The following is a 17,531-nucleotide window of genomic DNA, read 5'->3' on the forward strand; positions in this document are numbered from 1 at the left end:
AAAAACGGGCTTGGCAGCATGGATTATGAAAAAACTTACTGCGTCTAACTTAGAACATACAATCGTCCGTGACGTGAAATCTACTTCATGGAGTTTCTGGCCACAACACCGAAATAGGTGATATTTTATTTCAATCATGCACTAATTGTTTTTTAAATCATTAGGGTTGGCAATTGAAAAAAATTAATAATGAGCCATGATTTTCTCTGCTACATATTTTACATTATATTGCTCAATTAATTTTTCTATACTTTTTTCAATCATGCAGCATACATTTACAGGATTTCTTGATAAATTATAGAATTTTTCTGCATCCTCAATAATATTTCCACTCAAATATTGACCATTTACATCATTTTCAATAATTTCATCAACACAGTTAACCTTGGTTGTCCATAACAACTTCCCTTTCTTCATTCCATACAACAAAGATCCACTAAAAGGTAAAATATACTTATAATTTTTAAAAGGGAGAAATACATGCGTAGCGCAGCCAAAAACCTCATGAAGCTGCTCTTCATTTACGTACCCAAGATACTGAACATTATTAATGTATTTACGTTTAAGATAAGATAAATAAGCCTTTCCATCATTATTTATTGGCTCACCCACCACATAAATTACACTACTAGGTATAGTTTTTGTAATTTCTTCATGAAGCTGAAGAGCATACTCAATACCTTTTCCTGGGCCTATAAATCCAAAATATATAATATTATTGTTTAATGATTTTATTTCAACACTTTCTAAAACATCGACTACAAGATGTGGAATAACTTTTACGTTATTCAGATTGTGACGACGTATTAGTTCAGTTGCGCCTTTATGACTAAGCACGTACACACTGGAACACAATCTAAGTATGCGCGACTGAATTCCAAAAGTATTCAAATAATAATCAAATGCTTTTGAAATCTTATTTACGTATTTATTTTTAAAATGAAAATAAGGGAATGTAATAAATGGAGGGTCGTGCAATGTCACTGAAATGTTTCTTCCCCCACATTTCAGTACATAGTTTAGCGCCGCCGATTCACTAAACTGATTAGAGCCTAACTCGAACATAAAAACTCCATTCAGAAGATGTTCGTAGCTTAATTCTGTTACACAACTTGGATCAATTAATTTATATCCATAATCTTTCAATATATATCTATGTATATTTTCTGCATAACGCGCAATTCCAGATTTTGATTGGGTATTACAAATATAGTACTTCATGTTTTTTTTATTTCTCTTATAATTTTTCTTAACCAAATTTTATGATACAAATAGAACTCTAAAGTCGTAGCAAAAAATCCTAAAGCCGCTTTAATTGGAGACCCGAAGTTATCAATGTAGGCTTTTGCGTATTCATATCTTCCACGATAATAGTTTTTAAAACTGGCACCGCCATCTTTCATCTCCACAAAAGGCTTTTCAAGCTCCAAAAAACTTACATTATTTTTAATTAATCTGAAAATAAAATCTATATCAGATGCAATTTTATATTGCAAATCAAATAATCCAACTATGTTTTCGTACACACATCTTTTTACAAAAATTCCTGTGTGCATATATGGGATATTTTTGTATAGTTTTCGACCATGATCAATGTTAAATATTTTCACATCTTCATCTCTTTTTATCAGGACAGGTGAGGCTACTACATCATATTTATCTCCAACTTCACAAATTTGGCTTAACGCAAATTCATCAATATATTTATCATCAGAATTAAGAATTGCAATCCATTTTCCACGAGCAATTTTAATTCCCTTATTCATTGCATCATAGATCCCATTATCTTCCTCACTTATCCAGCAGTCAATTACTTCTGAGTATTTTTTAATTATATCAACAGTCTTATCAGCACTACCTCCATCAATAATAATATACTCAATATTAACCATTTTTTGCGCAATAACGGATATAATAGTCTCCTCCAAAGTTTTTTCTGATTGATACGTAACAGTAATTACAGAAACATCTATATTATTTTTTTTATTTAGTTCAAATTTGTTGAAAATCATTTTTATTAATTCTATAATTATAGAACCGAGCAAGCAGCAAAAACAACTGGCTCATGATTGAAATAGGATTTCACACGTTCCGGCATTGTGGCCAGAAACTCCATGAAGGCGGCGGCTTGTGCACGCAGGCTGCTGGCCATGCTGCAGCGGTTGGCACTGCGCGACTCGGTCTTGAAATCGCGGTTGAGGTACTCATCGGGGTTGGGCTGCGGGGTGTAGGGTGGCAGGTAGAACAGCTCGATCTGGCCCGCGTGCGCTTGCGCCCAAGCGGTCACGTCCTTGGCATGGTGCGCCCTGAGGTTGTCCATAATCAGAAACACTTTGTGCCCCGCACTTGTCGGCCACCAGCTTTTGCGTGAAGCCCAGTGTGCTGTGGGTGTTGGCGCACCCTCCAAAAACTCAAAGCGCACCAACCCTTGGTTGCTCACCGCCGAGACCATCGCCAGGCGAAAGCGTTTGCTGCTGGCCACCAGCTCCGGTGTCTGGCCTGCCGGGACGTAACCGCGCACCCAGTGCCCATCTTGCACCACAGCAGTCTCATCGGCCCAGTAAATGATGCCCGACTCCTCCTTGGCCCTGCGTGCAATGACGGGGTAGATGTCCTGCAGCCAGTGCTGCACGTCCAGCGGCTTTTGCTCCAGCGCATGAGATACTCGCCCACCGTGCGTATCGGCATCTCGATACCAAAGAGTTGCTGCACCAGCTGGCCCACCGCGCGCCGGTTCCACAACGCAAAGTACAACCCACGCACCGAGGGACTCTCGCTTGTTATCACGGTGCGCAACACCCACTCCTGACCCAAGTTGAGCGTACGGCCCGAGAGGTACGCCCGTCCGGGTTTCTTGAATTTCAGTCCCGCCTCGCCTTCACTGGCGTAGCGTTGTGCCCAGGCCAGCATCGTCGTCACATGCACACCCATGACGCGCACAATCTCACGCCACGGCAGTTGCAGCGTTTCGCGCATGTGCAATGCCTGCCTGCGCAACACCTTGAGCGCATCAGGCGACAGCTTTCTGGCATCAATCTTGTTCATAGCCGAAAGATTAGAACGTTCGGGCTAATGATTGCCAGATCAATAATAAAAATTGCCAAAACATATATTAATTATGTTTAAATAAATTCTTTACCCTATAGCACCACGAATAACATTATACACAATCTTGCCGCACAACTGACGGCGACTACTTCCCAAGGAAATTAAATCTTCTGATGATAAACTAACTTTTATATTTTCTTTTTTTATTTCTTTAATCATCTGATTAGCCAAAGAAACATGATTCCCAGCCTCAAAAAAAACAACGCTAGATTCATTTAACTCACAGTTAACCGGAATATCCGAAACAATACAAGGCACGCCCAAGGAGATTGCATCAAACACAGCCCCCCCTCCTGGGCCGCCCTCAAACAATGAGGGCTGTACCATTGCGACGGCACTGCGCACTAGACGAATTTGCTCATCTTTTGGTATCAAACCCAGCACCAGAAGTCGATGCGTTATTCCCAATTGTTCCGCAAGCTCCATCAAGCCACTAAAATGGTTTGGATTGCGATAATCATGTGTTTCACCAGTGCAAACAAGCTGAATATCTGGATATTGGCGCAGAACCAATGCCAATGCATGCCAAGCAGTTTTATGATCTTTATGCTGCCAGAACTGATTGCTTATGATAAAGTAGGGGCAGGTAATTCCATATGTTTTTAAATCCGCTGGCTCAAGCTCCAACCACTTCGGATTGGGTGCAGCAGAAAATGGAAGTGCAACAATTTCTGCACGATGTTCAGGATTGAAGCGTTTAATGTCATCAGCTACGGCCTGAGCGTTAACAATCACATGACTCGCTGATGCCAGCATATTTTCAAACTGCGAATTTCTCGCTAAAATTTCCTCGGACGTAAAAAACTCTGGATAATAGGCGTGTTGATAGTCGTAAAGGTATCCGATCCATGGCACGGTCTGATTTTTGAGCGGGCTAATAGATGGCAGCAACACATCCAGCTGGTATTTCTTAGTAGCCCGACGAAGTGCTCCCATACCCGTATCGATGCGATGAGCATACGACTTGCCACCGATGCTAAAAACTAAATCATCTAAATGATGCCAATTTGGAACCTTGTTGTCCGCATATGGACGGCCTAAACCTTTACAAACGACTTTTTTCAAACGTCGAAGTTGCATGCGCGTTTGGTAACGCGGTCCTGCAATAGGAAAAAGAAAGTGAAGCTCTACAGTTGGATCTGCAACCAGTAAGCTGCCAGCAATCATACGCAGAAAGTCAAGCCCCCCGCCCCACTCCATAAAGCCATGACCAAGTATGCCTATGCGCATCACTTCAGAGGTTTGGCAGGGATACCAACATAGATGGCAGGTTCAGTGATCGATTTTGAGACCAAGGCACCAGCACCGACTGTAGTGTCTGAAACAATGCTCAAATTCTCAAGAACCTGTACGCCGGTACCCACTAAACATCGGTCTCCCAAGCTAACACCACCCGAAATGTTGCAGCCTGGGTTAATCACAGAATAGCTCCCTACATGAACATCATGTCCGATTGTGCAATTGAGGTTGAAGACATTGAAGTCGCCAATTGTAATATCACAGGTAAATACTGTGCCACTAGTCAGTATATTGCCCTTTCCCAGCTGAACCCACTTCGGGTCAATCTCGCTCTTGGGATGAATGAGGTTGGGAACGCTGAGCCATGGGCGGGCTAGAATAGCTTCGGCAATACGCTGCCTGATCTTAGGTCGACCAATACCAATGACGATATCTGCCTCATCCTCCCGATTCAATAATTCATCGGTGCCAGTAACTTGACCATAGGGAAAATCTACACCAATGTTACTTTTATTCTCTGCAAGGTATTCGATTCGACTCCAGCGAGATTGGACTGCGTTGATTAGGCCGGCCAACTGTCCAACCTCTTTGGCAAAACCATTAGTGCCTATGATATAGAGCGGCTTCATAACGATTGCTTTGGATATCTATTATTTAGAGAATTTTTTGAAAAATTCTCGAATTTTCTCGCATACATACTTTACCTGTTCATCCGTCAGGCCAGGATAGCTAGGCAGGTTGATGCCACGCCATGCCAGATCTTCTGCAACCGGATGACGGCGGAAGTTCCTAGAGTGCATTGGCATGGTATGCACCGGATAGAACAGCGGTCGCGTTTCGATACAGGCTTCGGCGAGGTGCTGTCGCAAGGGGTCGCGGAGATCCGCGCGCTCGACCAATATGCTGGTCATCCAGTAACTGTGACGGGTGTCGGGCGCTTCACGGTGAATTTCCACCGGCGTGTCACGCAACAATTCTCCGTACAGCACAGCAATAGCACGCTTGCGTTCGATAAACTCGTCGCTGCGCTCCAGTTGCGCCAGACCAATGGCTGCCTGGATGTTCGTCATGCGATAGTTGTAGCCTACGCCATCGTGCCAGTATTCGCGATGTGCAGCCAAGCCTTGTCCTTTGAGGTGTCGTGCCCGCTCAATCAAAGTCTTGTCTGGGCTGACAACCATTCCACCCTCGCCCGTGGTGATTGTCTTGTTGCCAAAAAAGCTGAAGGTAGAAATATCGCCGAAGGTGCCGACATGACGGCCCTTGTAAAGCGTTCCGAACGCTTCTGCACAATCTTCGATCACAAACAGTCGATGCTCTTGTGCGATGGCCATGATAGCGTCCATATCGCAAGCCTGCCCATACAGGTGCACGGGCATGATGGCACGGGTACGGGGCGTGATATGCCGGCGAATATCTTCTGGGTCTATCTGCCAAGTGTCGCGCACCGAATCAACAAAAACCGGCGTGGCGTTGCAATAGTTGATGGCGTTGACAGAAGCAATATAGGTCAGGGTAGGCACGATGACCTCGTCACCAGGCCCAATACCAAGTGCCAACAGTGCTAAATGAAGCGCGACGGTACCATTTGATACTGATGCGGCATGTTCAACACCAATCTTTTCAGAAAAGTTGTTTTCAAACTCAGTGACGAATCGGCCACGTGAAGAGATCCATGAAGTGTCGAGACACTCATTGACATATTTCTTGACGTTGCCACCCAAATCGGGCTGATAGACAGGGATTCGATTGTTGCTCATGGCATTATTTCCTGGCGTTGAACACCCGTTTTAAGATATAGATCTGTCCTGGCACAGAGATCAAACAATAAGCGAGAATGGTACCGAGAACGGCACCTGTAGCACCTAGCAGGGGAGTCAGCAACCACTTGGCAGCAAAGGCGGTGCCAGCCATACCTACAGCCATCAGGAGTTGAGGACGTAGCATGTTTGCACCGTTCATGAAAGCTCCAGCAACACTGGCAACACCGTCAATTACAGTCCAAGTAGCGAGGGCCAGAATAAGCCCCCACACCGGTTGAACTGACGCTTTCATCCAGTATTCAAGGATCCACGGTATGGCGGCCGCTAGCGCACTGACACCCAGTAGCGTAATGATCGCTGCCGTTGCCATACCCCGTTTAAGAGCTTTGATAGCCCATGCCTTTTGATTGCTTGCTAAAGCCTCACCAAAGGCCGGCCACAACCCTACCATGGCTGCACTCAACAGCATAGAAATGAATAAGAAAAGCTTCTGAACAACCGCAAAGTCACCATAAGCTGACTGGCCCAGCGTTTGGGCAATGACGATAGCATCCGACTGGAAAGCAAAAGCCACCGCCAGTTGCAACAAGAAGAACATACCGCCCGTTTGCAGTAACGACACCGCAGTCTGTGCGTCCAGCAAACGCATCCAGCTATGCACACGCAACATACCATGACGCTGGAGCCAGATCACTGAATTGAGTGTATTAATAAGGGCTTGAATACCGAGTGTCGCCAGTACCAACTCCGAAACGCTTCCACCCAAATGGAGGGTGAGTGGAACCAAAATCATGGTCAACACGGCGTAGGCCAGTTGATTCAGACCATTCAGATAGCCCTGCTGAGCTCCTAACTGCACCCGCAGTATCAAACTGGCTGGAATGTTGACAGCCAACACAACAGCAAAAATGGACAGTGCTTTCAATACTTCTGGTTGATTCTCGACCGAGATGGCTCCTGCCAGTGCTGTGGGTTCGATGCTGAACTTGATCCAAGCAATCCAAATCAAAAGCAACGAACATCCGACGATACCAGTAATCACGTACCCCGATGCCAGCGTTCGTTGCAGAAGCTCTTGGTTACCCGTCGCCTTGGCTTTGGTCGCTTCGTTAAGAACACCGTTGCCAATACCCAGATCTGCAAATGCCATGAAGCCCAGTAACGCACTTAGCATCATCCAAACGCCGAACAACTCAGGACTCAAGCTCTCCCTAGCCAGTGGCAGGTTCACCAAAACTGCGATGCCTTGGCCGAAACGCCCCAAATAACTGGCAGCTGCCACAGCAACCACACGCTTTGTACGCGCGTCGATTTTTTGCAGGGCAGTCCTGACGCTGCGAACGTAAGGGTTCACGGGATTGTCACACAGTTAACAACTGTCGCGTCTGATTAGACAAAGGCTTGCAATCGCCTGGACTTATTCCAAACTGACATTAACCGCATAACCATGCGATTTCAACAGTGCATGCCGCTTGGCTTCCTGCAAGTCTGCTTGCACCATTTCCTGACACATGGACTGAACGGTGATCTCGGGTACCCAGCCAAGTTTGTCTTTGGCCTTGCTCGGGTCACCCAGCAAGGTCTCAACTTCGGTCGGACGGAAATAGCGGGGATCGATTTTGACGATGACTTGACCGGGATTCAGCGCCGGAGCTTTGTCGCCCGTAATGCTGTCGATAATGGCAATTTCGTCCACGCCCTGCCCCTCGAAACGCAGCTTAATACCCAACTCAGCTGCCGACCATTCGATGAACTGACGCACACTGTATTGCACGCCAGTAGCGATCACGAAGTCCTCGGGCTGATCTTGTTGCAGCATCATCCATTGCATGCGGACATAATCCTTGGCGTGGCCCCAGTCGCGTAACGCATCCATATTGCCCATGTAAAGGCAGTCTTCCAGACCTTGCGCGATATTGGCCAAACCGCGCGTGATTTTGCGCGTGACGAAAGTTTCGCCCCGGCGCGGACTTTCATGGTTAAACAGAATACCGTTGCAGGCATAGATACCATAAGCCTCGCGGTAGTTGACCGTGATCCAATAGGCGTACAGCTTGGCCACCGCATAGGGACTACGGGGGTAGAAAGGGGTAGTTTCTTTCTGCGGAATTTCCTGCACCAAACCGTACAGTTCGCTGGTGCTGGCCTGATAGAAGCGGGTCTTCTTTTCCAAGCCCAGGATGCGAATCGCTTCAAGAATGCGCAGCGTGCCAATGCCGTCAACATCCGCCGTGTACTCCGGGCTCTCGAACGACACCGCCACATGGCTCATAGCGCCAAGGTTGTAGATCTCGTCGGGTTGTGTTTCCTGAATGATACGAACCAAATTGCTGGTGTCAGACAAATCGCCATAGTGCAGCTTAAACTGGCTATTCTGGATATGAGGATCTTGGTAAATATGATCGATTCTCTGGGTATTAAACAGGCTACCACGGCGCTTAATACCGTGTACGGTATAGCCTTTTTCGAGCAAAAACTCGGCCAGATAGGAGCCGTCTTGGCCTGTGATACCGGTAATAAGAGCGACTTTTTTGGTTTGCGTCATGATGCGGAGGCTTCCCTAGTTGTTTTACTTGGAACGAACGTCAGAACAGGCAAGGAAGTTGGCATAGGCTTGTTTCAAGCCTTCCGCCAGACCAATTTTAGGCTGCCAACCCAAACCTTGCAGACGTGAGCTATCCATAAGTTTGCGCGGGGTACCATCAGGCTTGCTGGTATCGAAAGTGATCTCACCTTGGTAGCCTACGACTTGCGCAATGGTGCGAGCGACTTCAGCGATTGTTACATCAGAACCGTATCCGACATTGATATGGCTGAGCATCGGCTGCGTATGCCGCTCGTACACCACTTTGGGCAGGTTCATGACATGAACACTGGCGGCCGCCATGTCGTCGACATACAGAAATTCACGCATTGGCGTACCCGTACCCCAAATCGGAACGCTTACCGCGCCGCTGACCTTGGCTTCGTGAAAACGCCGAATCAGTGCTGGAATAACGTGGGAGTTTTCAGGGTGGTAGTTATCGCCCGGGCCGTACAGATTGGTCGGCATGACGCTGCGGTAGTCCACACCGTGGCTGCTGCCGTACTGGCGGTTGTAGGACTCGCACAACTTGATACCAGCAATCTTAGCGATCGCGTACGGCTCATTGGTCGATTCCAGAGTGCCGGTCAGCAAAGCTGCTTCACGCATAGGCTGTGCAGCTAACTTGGGATAGATACAGCTAGAACCCAAGAACAACAGCTTTTGCACACCACTGCGAAAGGCCGCATCGACGACGTTAGCCTGCATCATCAAGTTCTGATAGATGAATTCAGCCGGGTAGGCGTTGTTGGCGTAGATGCCGCCTACCTTGGCTGCGGCCAAGTAAACCTGATCGGGTTTTTCAGCCGTAAAGAATGTATTGACATCGGCTTGGTTGGTTAGATCCAGCTCTGAGTGTGTGCGCGTGACAATGCGTTCAGCCGGATGACCTTGGGCCAACAGCTGGCGCACAATGGCAGAACCCACCATGCCCCGATGGCCAGCAACGTAAATTTTGGGGTATTGACTCATCGGTTGGTTCGCCCGTAAGTGTCTTCAAATCGAACGATGTCGTCTTCGCCCAAGTAGCTGCCAGACTGCACTTCGATGATTTCGAGCGGAATGGTACCGGGATTGGCCAAGCGATGCACTTCGCCCAGTGGAATATAGGTAGACTGGTTTTCTGTCAACAACAGTACTTTATCGCCATTGGTGATCTCAGCTGTGCCTTTAACAACAATCCAATGCTCAGCTCGATGGTGGTGTTTTTGCAGGCTCAGGCTGGCACCGGGTTTCACTTGAATACGCTTGACCTTGAAGCGACCGCCTTCGTCTATGCTGTCGTACCAACCCCATGGCCTGTGTACCTTGCGGTGCAGGGTGTGCTCTTCGCGCCTGGTAGCCTGCAATTGGTTAACGATGTGTTTCACATCTTGGCTGCGGGTTTTGTCGGCCACTAACACAGCATCGGGCGTTTCCACCACGACGAGGTTGTCCACTCCCACCAGACTGACCAAACGGCTGGAAGCATGCACCAAGGTGTTACGGCTGTCGGTGGTCAACACATCGCCTATGTGGGCATTTCCGTTTTCATCTTTAGGCAAGACGCTCCAAACGGCATCCCACGCGCCCAGATCACTCCAACCAGCATTCAGCGGCACCATCTTGATAGCGAAGGCGCTGCCCGGGCAGCGTTCCATGACAGCGTAATCAATGGACTCGGACGGAATGGCGGTAAATTCAGCTTTGCTAGGGCGTACAAAAGGCGTGGTGGGGCTGGCATCTGTGTGGCATTTGCCCCAAGCCTGCCGGGTGGCTTGGTAAATATCGGGCCGGAACTGCTCGAGCGCCTTGAGCCAGACAGAGGCCTTGAGCACGAACATACCGGCGTTCCAGTAGTAGCCACCCTCATTCAGATACTGTTGCGCCGTAGCGGCATTGGGCTTTTCGACAAAACGCTGCACGACCATCGCGGGTTGATGACTGTGTGCTTGAACCTGAATGTACCCGTAGCCGGTTTCGGGTCGATCGGGTGTGATACCCAGTATGACGATGCTGTCGTGGCTGGCCTCGCGCACGGCTTGCTGCATGGCTTGGGTAAAAGCGGCAGTGTCGACAACGGTCTGATCGGCTGGCGTAACGACCAAAACCGGGTCTTGGCCGTTGGCAAGAGCAGCGAGCGCGGCCAAGGTGAGTGCAGGAGCGGTGTTGCGACCCACAGGTTCTAGCAAGGCAACGCCCAATTCAATGCCAGCTTCGCGCAGTTGCTCTGCAGCCAAAAAGCGGTGTTCTTCGCCAGTGACGATGATAGGTTTGGCAACCTGAATGTCGTCCACACCAAGAGCAACGAGTCGCTGCGCTGCTTGCTGGAACAGGCTTTCAACACCTGTCAGGCTGAGAAACTGCTTGGGAAAGCCAGCACGCGAGAGTGGCCACAGGCGGGTGCCGGAGCCGCCGCAGAGGATGACGGGGGTAGCTGAAATCATACTCATATGGTTTGATGAAGGGCTTTTTGCCCACCTTCTTGATATTCACTTACTTCGGACTTTAATGCCTCAATTTCCAGCTTCAATGCATCGTACTCTCGCATTTTACGCTTCAGGAAACGGCTGATCAGCGCCACTTTTTCGGCAATGCCCTGGGGCGTGAGCAGGTAGACGTACTTGAACTTGTTCTTACTTTTCTGGAAGTTGGCCATCTTTACAAAGCCCTTGTCGATGAGGGCGTTGAGGCCGTAGTTCAGGCCACCCACGCTCATGCCGAGCCTATCTGCCAGCTCGCGCTGGGTGAGATCCGGGTTGTCTTGCAAGAGGCGCATGATCCGGAAATGGGTCTCTTCCTGGATCTTGGCTGGGCGGCTGGGCATGTTTTGGGTGTTTTGGGCACGCTACCGCCATGCCGTGTCACGATCGGCCAGCGCGGTCTGCAGGATCAACGGGGGCAAAAGTTTGGCGCACTTCTGCTAAAAGCCGGACGAGTCTACCGCAGGATTGCTTTCCGTTCGGGTACTGAACAGGATTATTTTCTGGTGCAACGGGTGGGTGGTGGTGCCGCATCCTCCAGGCTGACGGGGCCGCTAGCGGCCCTTTCCGCTAGAATCCGCGCCACGGGTTTCGCAGCCTGTAGCAAAACGTCGCAACAGCCGTTCCTTGCCACTCGACAAGGCGGCGCTTGGCTCAAATTCTTCCGAATATTGCCATGTGTTGCGCGCATGGCACCGTTGTTGGGCAGCCATGCGGGGGAGCCGCGAGGCTCGCCGGTTCCGTTTTGCCGGTCTGCGAACCCCGCATGTGCCTGCCCTTACCGTTTCGCAGCGGTGCAGAGCAGGTGGTCATACAACCTGTTCGAAACGGAGCCAACACCATGGCTGACACCCACACGCCCGTTGCACCGCAGCGGCAGCTATACGTTAACCTCGACCTTGTGCGGCACATGATGCAGCGTTGCACGCTGTCGGGCGTGAGCCGCTGGATTTTGTTCACCATCGCCAGCCACGCCAACCGCGAGCACCGGCAGTGCTTTTGCAGCATCAACACGCTGGCGCGCGAAAGTGGCTGGTCGCGCCGCACGGTCACGCAGCACATTGGCCAGCTGGAGCAGCTGGGCCTGCTGAAGTGCGTGGGCATACACCACAGCGGCACCAACATCTACCAGGTGCAGCTGGAGGACGTGTGGCAGCGGGCCAGCGCGTCGGCCAATGTTGCCAGCACCGCCAGCGCACCCGAGAGGCCGCCAGTGGTGGCGGCCCCGGCACCAGCGCCCGCACCAGCGCTCGCACCGGCGCCCATGCCGACATTCGCCCCCGTATGCGACCCCGATCTGACGCCAGCGCCTGCACCTACGTCTGCGCCGGACATAGCGCCTGTTACGAGCCGGGCCCCAACACTGCACATGGAGGCTCCTGCTCCTGTGCCCAGCCCGGCACCCACATCAGCCCCGTTACCGCAGGCCGCCTGCACTGGCACCACCGACCCCATCAGCCGCCCTGCCCCAGCGCCAGCCACCATCCAGGCTGGTGGCGCAGATGGCGGTGGCGCGATCAACGCCGACACCATCGGCCAGCTCAACGCACAGCGCCGGCGCAACGGCAAGGATCCGCTGTGCCACCACGACATCGTGCAACTGGGCACCGAGGCCGCCAAGGCGGGCCTGACGCCGCTGCAGGCCGCGCAGTGGGTGCTGGCGCGCCCCAAGCGCAACTTCTTCCGCGCCGAGTACTACACGCCGCCGCCTGCTGCGCCCGAGCCCCCCAGCGCGGATGCACAGGCCGCCGCCCGGGTGCTGGCCCGCCTGCAACCGCCGCCCACCGCATTGACAGCAGAGAAACAGGAAGCGCGCATCCGGGCCGGGCGGGAAGCCAACGAGCACCTGCGCCAGTACCTGGCGGGGCTCAAGATCAGCAGCGACCAGTCCATCTGCACCCGCGACGGCGGGCCGCACGACACTGGCGCCCCCAGCACCCCCAAAAGCGGGCCGCCCAACACGCGCTGGGCGCGCCAGGCCATCGAGCTGTTTGTGGCTGGGCAGACCGTGAGCCACTACCGGCTGCACACCGCGTGCAAGGTGCTGGGCATCCAGCTGCCCAAGCTGCGCGCCCACACTGGCGCACAGCGGCCCGGTGCCAGTTGAAGCGCACGCCACTACACTTACACCACCATGCACATCACCAAAAATACCATCGTCACCCTCAGCTACCGCGTCAGCGACGCACAAGGCAAACTGCTGGAAGCCAGCGACGCGCCCATGGCCTACCTGCACGGCGGTTACGGCAACACCTTTGAAAAGATCGAGGCCGCGCTGGAAGGCCAGACCGTGGGCTACGCCACCACCGTGGTGCTGGCGCCCGAGGACGCCTTCGGCCCGCGCGACGAGAGCCTGGTACAAACGATTGCCAAGTCGGACTTTCCGCCCGGCGTGAAGGTGGGCGGCACCTTGCGCGGCGTGGCCGACGACGGTGGCGAGCGCATCTTCACCGTGGTGAAGATCAAAGGCCCGCAAGTGATTTTGGACGGCAACCACCCGCACGCGGGCAAGACGCTGCGCTTTGCCGTCAAGGTGCTGGACGTGCAAGCCGCCAGCGCCGAGGAGATTGCGCACGGCCACGCCCACGGTGCGCACGGGCACCAGCACTGAATCAGCGGCTGTCGCGGAAGAAGCGCAGGATTTCCAGGCAGCCGGTGGTGTCGTCGCGCGTGACGCTGTCGCGGTGCCAGGTCTGGCGCATGAAGGGGTTGTAGCCTTCGATCTTCTGCACGTCGGCGTCACTCAGGTGGCGGAACCCCATCGACCAGTCGGCAAAGGTGCGCTGCGTGATGGGTTCCTCCAGCAGCACGGTGGTGCCGTGGTGGCGCGGGTCTTGCTCGATGGTGTGGAACAGGCGGCGCACTTCGGCCTCGTCGCCTTCGAGCACCTGCATGAAGTTGCCGTCCTTGTAGAGCAGCATGCCGGTCAGGCCGTGCGCGGTGTTGTTCTGGCGAGCCTGGGTCAGCAGGGCGACCAGATCGTCCTCACTGAAGGGCTGGCTGGCGGAGCTGAGGTACACGAGCTGGAACATGGGTGGGGACTCCTGAAAAATGACGGACAGGGACAAAAAACCCGCCACGGGGGCGGGTTGGCGGCGGGCAGTTACACCCGCAGCGGTAATGGGTTCAAGCCATCAGGCCGACACCACGCGCACCATTTCCAGGCACTTGGCGGCGTAGCCCCATTCGTTGTCGTACCAGGCCACGACCTTGACGAAGCTGTTGTCCAGCGCCAGGCCGGCTTCGGCATCGAACACGCTGGTGCAGTTCTCGCCACGGAAGTCGGTGGAGACCACTTTTTCGTTGGTGTAACCCAGCACGCCTTGCAGGCCACCTGCGCTCACGGGCGTTTCCGACAGCAGCTTCATCTGGGCGCAGATCTCTTCGTAGCTGGCCTCGGTGTTGAGTTCCACGGTCAAGTCCACCACCGACACATCGGACGTGGGCACGCGGAAGCTCATGCCGGTCAGCTTCTTGTTCAGTTCCGGGATCACCTTGCCCACCGCCTTGGCCGCACCGGTGGAGCTGGGGATGATGTTTTCCAGAATACCACGGCCACCGCGCCAATCTTTGCGCGAGGTACCGTCCACGGTCTTTTGGCTGGCGGTGGCAGCGTGGACGGTGGTCATCAGGCCACGCTTGATGCCCCACTTGTCGTTCAATGCCTTGGCCACGGGGGCCAGTGCGTTGGTGGTGCAGCTGGCGTTGGACACCACGGCCTGGCCGGCGTACTGGGTGTGGTTCACACCGTAGACGAACATCGGCACGTCGTCCTTGGACGGGGCGGAGATCACCACTTTTTTGGCACCGGCGTCCAGGTGGACTTGGCAGGTGTCGGCGGTCAAGAACTGGCCGGTGCATTCCAGCACCACGTCCACACCCATGTCGGCCCACTTGAGCTGCGGGTTGTCGCGCTCGTGGCTCAACGGGATGCGCTTGCCGTTGACGATCAGGGCTTCGTTGCCTTCAAAGGCCACATCACCTTGGAAGCGGCCATGCACGCTGTCGTACTTGAGCATGTAGGCCAGGTAGTCGGCCGATTTGGGGTCGTTGATGCCGACGACTTCGATGTCGGCAAAATCGCGGATGGCCGCGCGCAGCGCCAGACGGCCAATGCGGCCAAAACCGTTGATACCTACCTTGATGGTCATGGGGGTTACCTTTTGAGTCAGAACACGGAATCGTGGAACACGACGCTGACGGGCGGCTGATGCACAACCGGCCCAGCTCCGCCAGCGCGGGGGAACGGCAGTCGGTCAGGCCTTGCTGGCCAGCACGGTGTTGACGGTAGCGGCCACGTTCTCGGCGGTAAAGCCGAAGTGCTGGAACAGCACCGGTGCGGGGGCCGATTCGCCGTAGGTGTCGATGCCCACCACGGCGGCGCAACCGTATTTCCACCAGCCGTCGGTGGAGCCCATTTCGACGGCGATGCGCGGCACGCCCTTGGGCAGTACTTCGGACTTGTAGTCGGCGCTCTGGCGGTCAAAGGTGGTGGTGCTGGGCATGGAAACCACGCGCACGGCCACATCTTGCGCGGCCAGCAGCTCTTGCGCTTTCACGGCCAATTGCACTTCGGAGCCGGTAGCGATGATGACGGCCTTGATCTTCTTCTTGGCCTTGAAGCCCACATCGACGGGATCGCTCAGCACGTAAGCGCCTTTGGCCATGCCATCCAACGCTTTTTTGGGCGCGTAGGGCAGGTTTTGGCGGCTGAGCAACAGCGCGGTGGGTTTGTCGGTGTTTTGCAGCGCCACGGCCCAGGCCACGGCGGTCTCGGCGGTGTCGGCGGGCCGCCACACGTCCAGGTTCGGAATCAGGCGCAGGCTGGCGGCGTGCTCAATCGACTGGTGGGTCGGGCCGTCTTCGCCCAAGCCGATGGAGTCGTGGGTGAAGACGTGAACCACGCGCTGCTTCATCAACGCGGCCATGCGGATGGCGTTGCGCGAGTAGTCGCTGAAGGTCAGGAAGGTGCCGCCGTAGGGGATGTAGCCGCCGTGCAGCGCCACGCCGTTCATGATGGCGGCCATGCCAAATTCGCGCACACCGTAGTTGATGTGGCGGCCACCCACGCCCGCTTCGTTCTTCACCACGTGGCCCGCCGCGTCAAAACGCAGGTTGGGGGTGGATTTGGTGTTGGTGAGGTTGGAGCCGGTCAGGTCGGCGCTGCCGCCCAGCAGTTCGGGCAGTGCGGCGGTAAAAGCTTCCAACGCCAGCTGGCTGGCCTTGCGGCTGGCCACGGTCTCGGCTTTTTCGTGCGCGGCTTGGATCGTGGCTTGGGCCAGTTCGGCAAACTTTTTGGGCAATTCGCCCTTCATGCGGCGCTCAAATTCCTTGGCCAAGGCCGGGAAAGCTTTCTTGTACGCGGCAAAGCGGTCTTTCCAGGCCTTTTCTGCCGTCTTGCCAGCGGCTTTGGCATCCCAAGCGGCGTACACGTCTTTGGGGATCACGAACGGGCCGTGCTCCCAACCCAGTGCCTTGCGCGTCAGGGCAATTTCTTCGGCCCCCAGCGGCTCGCCGTGGGCTTTGGCGGTGTTGGCGCGGTTGGGGCTGCCTTTGCCAATGCTGGTCTTGCAGCAAATCAGCGTGGGCTTGTCGGCGCTGGCCTTGGCTTGGGCGATGGCAGCGTCCACGGCATCGGCGTTGTGGCCGTCCACGGCGCGGATCACGTTCCAGCCGTAGGCTTCAAAACGCTGGGGCGTGTTGTCGATGAACCAGGGCGCGACCTGACCGTCGATGGAGATGCCGTTGTCGTCGTACAGCGCAATCAATTTGCCCAGCTTCCAAGCGCCGGCCAATGCAGCGGCTTCGTGGCTGATGCCTTCCATCAGGCAACCGTCGCCCAAAAAGACGTAGGTATGGTGGTCCACAATGTCATGGCCGGGCTGGTTGAATTCGGCGGCCAGCAGTTTTTCGGCCAGCGCCATGCCCACCGCGTTGGTGATGCCTTGGCCCAGCGGGCCGGTGGTGGTTTCAACGCCGGGGGTGATGCCCACTTCGGGATGGCCGGCGGTCTTGCTGTGCAGTTGGCGGAAGTTTTTCAGCTCTTGCAGCGGCAGGTCGTAGCCGGTCAGGTGCAGCAGCGCGTAGATCAGCATGGAGCCGTGGCCGTTGGACAGCACAAAGCGGTCGCGGTTGGCCCAAGCGGGGTTGCTGGGGTTGTGTTGCAGGTGGCGGCCCCAGAGTGCCACCGCCATGTCGGCCATGCCCATCGGGGCACCGGGGTGCCCGGAGTTGGCTTGTTGCACGGCATCCATGGCCAGTGCGCGGATGGCGTTGGCCTGGGTGTGGGCGGAAACGTGGGAGGTGGTGGCAGCGTCGGTCATAAGAACCCCGAAAAAAAGGGTGTGTGGCGGGTGGCCAGAATCTAAAGCGTGG

At 53.9% G+C, this 17,531-nt stretch carries 16 protein-coding genes and 1 pseudogene; 2 read left to right on the forward strand and 15 right to left on the reverse strand.

The window, feature by feature from the left end:
* Positions 1-183: 183 nt before the first annotated feature.
* The 12 genes and pseudogenes from CON76_RS12775 to CON76_RS05335 form a co-directional block, all read right to left on the reverse strand.
* Positions 184-1,221, reverse strand: coding sequence for a glycosyltransferase (locus CON76_RS12775; protein WP_145995336.1), 1,038 nt, complete (start codon positions 1,219-1,221; stop codon positions 184-186).
* A complete protein-coding gene (locus tag CON76_RS05295) occupies positions 1,218-2,012 on the reverse strand; it encodes a glycosyltransferase family 2 protein (RefSeq protein ID WP_101102343.1) in 795 nt (264 codons plus the stop codon). Before CON76_RS05295 ends, CON76_RS12775 begins: the two co-directional genes overlap by 4 nt.
* A gap of 17 nt (positions 2,013-2,029) precedes the next feature.
* A complete protein-coding gene (locus CON76_RS13265) occupies positions 2,030-2,803 on the reverse strand; it encodes a transposase (protein WP_420812913.1) in 774 nt (257 codons plus the stop codon).
* Positions 2,695-3,045 (reverse strand): annotated as a pseudogene (locus CON76_RS13830) (helix-turn-helix domain-containing protein); the annotation flags it as partial. The pseudogene CON76_RS13830 and the gene CON76_RS13265, both read right to left, overlap by 109 nt.
* A gap of 90 nt (positions 3,046-3,135) precedes the next feature.
* Positions 3,136-4,338: a glycosyltransferase gene (locus CON76_RS05305; RefSeq protein WP_101102344.1), complete on the reverse strand. Its 1,203-nt coding sequence runs from the start codon at positions 4,336-4,338 to the stop codon at positions 3,136-3,138.
* The gene (locus CON76_RS12780) at positions 4,338-4,976 is read right to left on the reverse strand and encodes a NeuD/PglB/VioB family sugar acetyltransferase (RefSeq protein WP_145995338.1); all 639 of its coding nucleotides are present in this window, start codon (positions 4,974-4,976) and stop codon (positions 4,338-4,340) included. Before CON76_RS12780 ends, CON76_RS05305 begins: the two co-directional genes overlap by 1 nt.
* A gap of 21 nt (positions 4,977-4,997) precedes the next feature.
* The gene (locus CON76_RS05310) at positions 4,998-6,107 is read right to left on the reverse strand and encodes a DegT/DnrJ/EryC1/StrS family aminotransferase (protein ID WP_101102345.1); all 1,110 of its coding nucleotides are present in this window, start codon (positions 6,105-6,107) and stop codon (positions 4,998-5,000) included.
* 4 nt (positions 6,108-6,111) lie between these two features.
* Positions 6,112-7,464, reverse strand: a complete 1,353-nt coding sequence (locus CON76_RS05315) for a lipopolysaccharide biosynthesis protein (RefSeq protein ID WP_169928988.1) — start codon at positions 7,462-7,464, stop codon at positions 6,112-6,114.
* Between the two features lie 63 nt (positions 7,465-7,527).
* Positions 7,528-8,655, reverse strand: coding sequence for a GDP-mannose 4,6-dehydratase (gene gmd / locus CON76_RS05320; protein WP_101102347.1), 1,128 nt, complete (start codon positions 8,653-8,655; stop codon positions 7,528-7,530).
* A 24-nt stretch (positions 8,656-8,679) separates the two neighbouring features.
* Complete coding sequence (gene fcl, locus CON76_RS05325) at positions 8,680-9,666, reverse strand: GDP-L-fucose synthase (protein WP_101102348.1); 987 nt, start codon at positions 9,664-9,666, stop codon at positions 8,680-8,682.
* Entirely contained in the window at positions 9,663-11,120 is a 1,458-nt protein-coding gene (locus tag CON76_RS05330) for a mannose-1-phosphate guanylyltransferase/mannose-6-phosphate isomerase (RefSeq protein WP_101102349.1), read from the reverse strand. Before CON76_RS05330 ends, fcl begins: the two co-directional genes overlap by 4 nt.
* 2 nt (positions 11,121-11,122) lie before the next feature.
* Positions 11,123-11,500, reverse strand: a complete 378-nt coding sequence (locus tag CON76_RS05335; protein ID WP_101102350.1) for a MarR family EPS-associated transcriptional regulator — start codon at positions 11,498-11,500, stop codon at positions 11,123-11,125.
* A 497-nt stretch (positions 11,501-11,997) separates the two neighbouring features.
* On the opposite strand from CON76_RS05335, the gene CON76_RS13700 reads away from it, so the two are divergent.
* Together CON76_RS13700 and CON76_RS05345 are read left to right on the forward strand one after the other, a co-directional pair.
* Positions 11,998-13,263, forward strand: coding sequence for a helix-turn-helix domain-containing protein (locus CON76_RS13700; RefSeq protein WP_169928990.1), 1,266 nt, complete (start codon positions 11,998-12,000; stop codon positions 13,261-13,263).
* A gap of 27 nt (positions 13,264-13,290) precedes the next feature.
* Complete coding sequence (locus CON76_RS05345) at positions 13,291-13,767, forward strand: FKBP-type peptidyl-prolyl cis-trans isomerase (protein WP_101102352.1); 477 nt, start codon at positions 13,291-13,293, stop codon at positions 13,765-13,767.
* Position 13,768: 1 nt separating this feature from the next.
* On the opposite strand, the gene CON76_RS05350 is transcribed toward CON76_RS05345, so the two are convergent.
* The 3 genes from CON76_RS05350 to tkt all read right to left on the reverse strand — a co-directional run bounded on the left by CON76_RS05350 (position 13,769) and on the right by tkt (position 17,479).
* Positions 13,769-14,188: a BLUF domain-containing protein gene (locus CON76_RS05350; RefSeq protein WP_101102353.1), complete on the reverse strand. Its 420-nt coding sequence runs from the start codon at positions 14,186-14,188 to the stop codon at positions 13,769-13,771.
* 102 nt (positions 14,189-14,290) lie between these two features.
* Positions 14,291-15,307 (reverse strand): type I glyceraldehyde-3-phosphate dehydrogenase, encoded by a 1,017-nt coding sequence (gene gap / locus CON76_RS05355; RefSeq protein ID WP_101102354.1) that lies wholly within the window; start codon positions 15,305-15,307, stop codon positions 14,291-14,293.
* Between the two features lie 105 nt (positions 15,308-15,412).
* Positions 15,413-17,479 carry a transketolase gene (tkt, locus tag CON76_RS05360; protein ID WP_101102355.1) on the reverse strand — a complete coding sequence of 689 codons (2,067 nt, stop codon included), beginning with the start codon at positions 17,477-17,479 and terminating at the stop codon, positions 15,413-15,415.
* Positions 17,480-17,531: the final 52 nt, after the last annotated feature.

The organism is Macromonas bipunctata, from assembly GCF_002837135.1.
In the GTDB taxonomy this organism is placed as follows: domain Bacteria; phylum Pseudomonadota; class Gammaproteobacteria; order Burkholderiales; family Burkholderiaceae_C; genus Macromonas_A; species Macromonas_A bipunctata.

Coding starts and splice junctions, on each gene's coding strand:
- CON76_RS12775 (WP_145995336.1), bottom strand. CDS start 1,221: ATGAAGTACTATATTTGTAATACCCAATCAAAATCTGGAATTGCGCGT.
- CON76_RS05295 (WP_101102343.1), bottom strand. CDS start 2,012: ATGATTTTCAACAAATTTGAACTAAATAAAAAAAATAATATAGATGTT.
- CON76_RS05305 (WP_101102344.1), bottom strand. CDS start 4,338: ATGCGCATAGGCATACTTGGTCATGGCTTTATGGAGTGGGGCGGGGGG.
- CON76_RS12780 (WP_145995338.1), bottom strand. CDS start 4,976: ATGAAGCCGCTCTATATCATAGGCACTAATGGTTTTGCCAAAGAGGTT.
- CON76_RS05310 (WP_101102345.1), bottom strand. CDS start 6,107: ATGAGCAACAATCGAATCCCTGTCTATCAGCCCGATTTGGGTGGCAAC.
- gmd (WP_101102347.1), bottom strand. CDS start 8,655: ATGACGCAAACCAAAAAAGTCGCTCTTATTACCGGTATCACAGGCCAA.
- fcl (WP_101102348.1), bottom strand. CDS start 9,666: ATGAGTCAATACCCCAAAATTTACGTTGCTGGCCATCGGGGCATGGTG.
- CON76_RS05330 (WP_101102349.1), bottom strand. CDS start 11,120: ATGATTTCAGCTACCCCCGTCATCCTCTGCGGCGGCTCCGGCACCCGC.
- CON76_RS05335 (WP_101102350.1), bottom strand. CDS start 11,500: ATGCCCAGCCGCCCAGCCAAGATCCAGGAAGAGACCCATTTCCGGATC.
- CON76_RS13700 (WP_169928990.1), top strand. CDS start 11,998: ATGGCTGACACCCACACGCCCGTTGCACCGCAGCGGCAGCTATACGTT.
- CON76_RS05345 (WP_101102352.1), top strand. CDS start 13,291: ATGCACATCACCAAAAATACCATCGTCACCCTCAGCTACCGCGTCAGC.
- CON76_RS05350 (WP_101102353.1), bottom strand. CDS start 14,188: ATGTTCCAGCTCGTGTACCTCAGCTCCGCCAGCCAGCCCTTCAGTGAG.
- gap (WP_101102354.1), bottom strand. CDS start 15,307: ATGACCATCAAGGTAGGTATCAACGGTTTTGGCCGCATTGGCCGTCTG.
- tkt (WP_101102355.1), bottom strand. CDS start 17,479: ATGACCGACGCTGCCACCACCTCCCACGTTTCCGCCCACACCCAGGCC.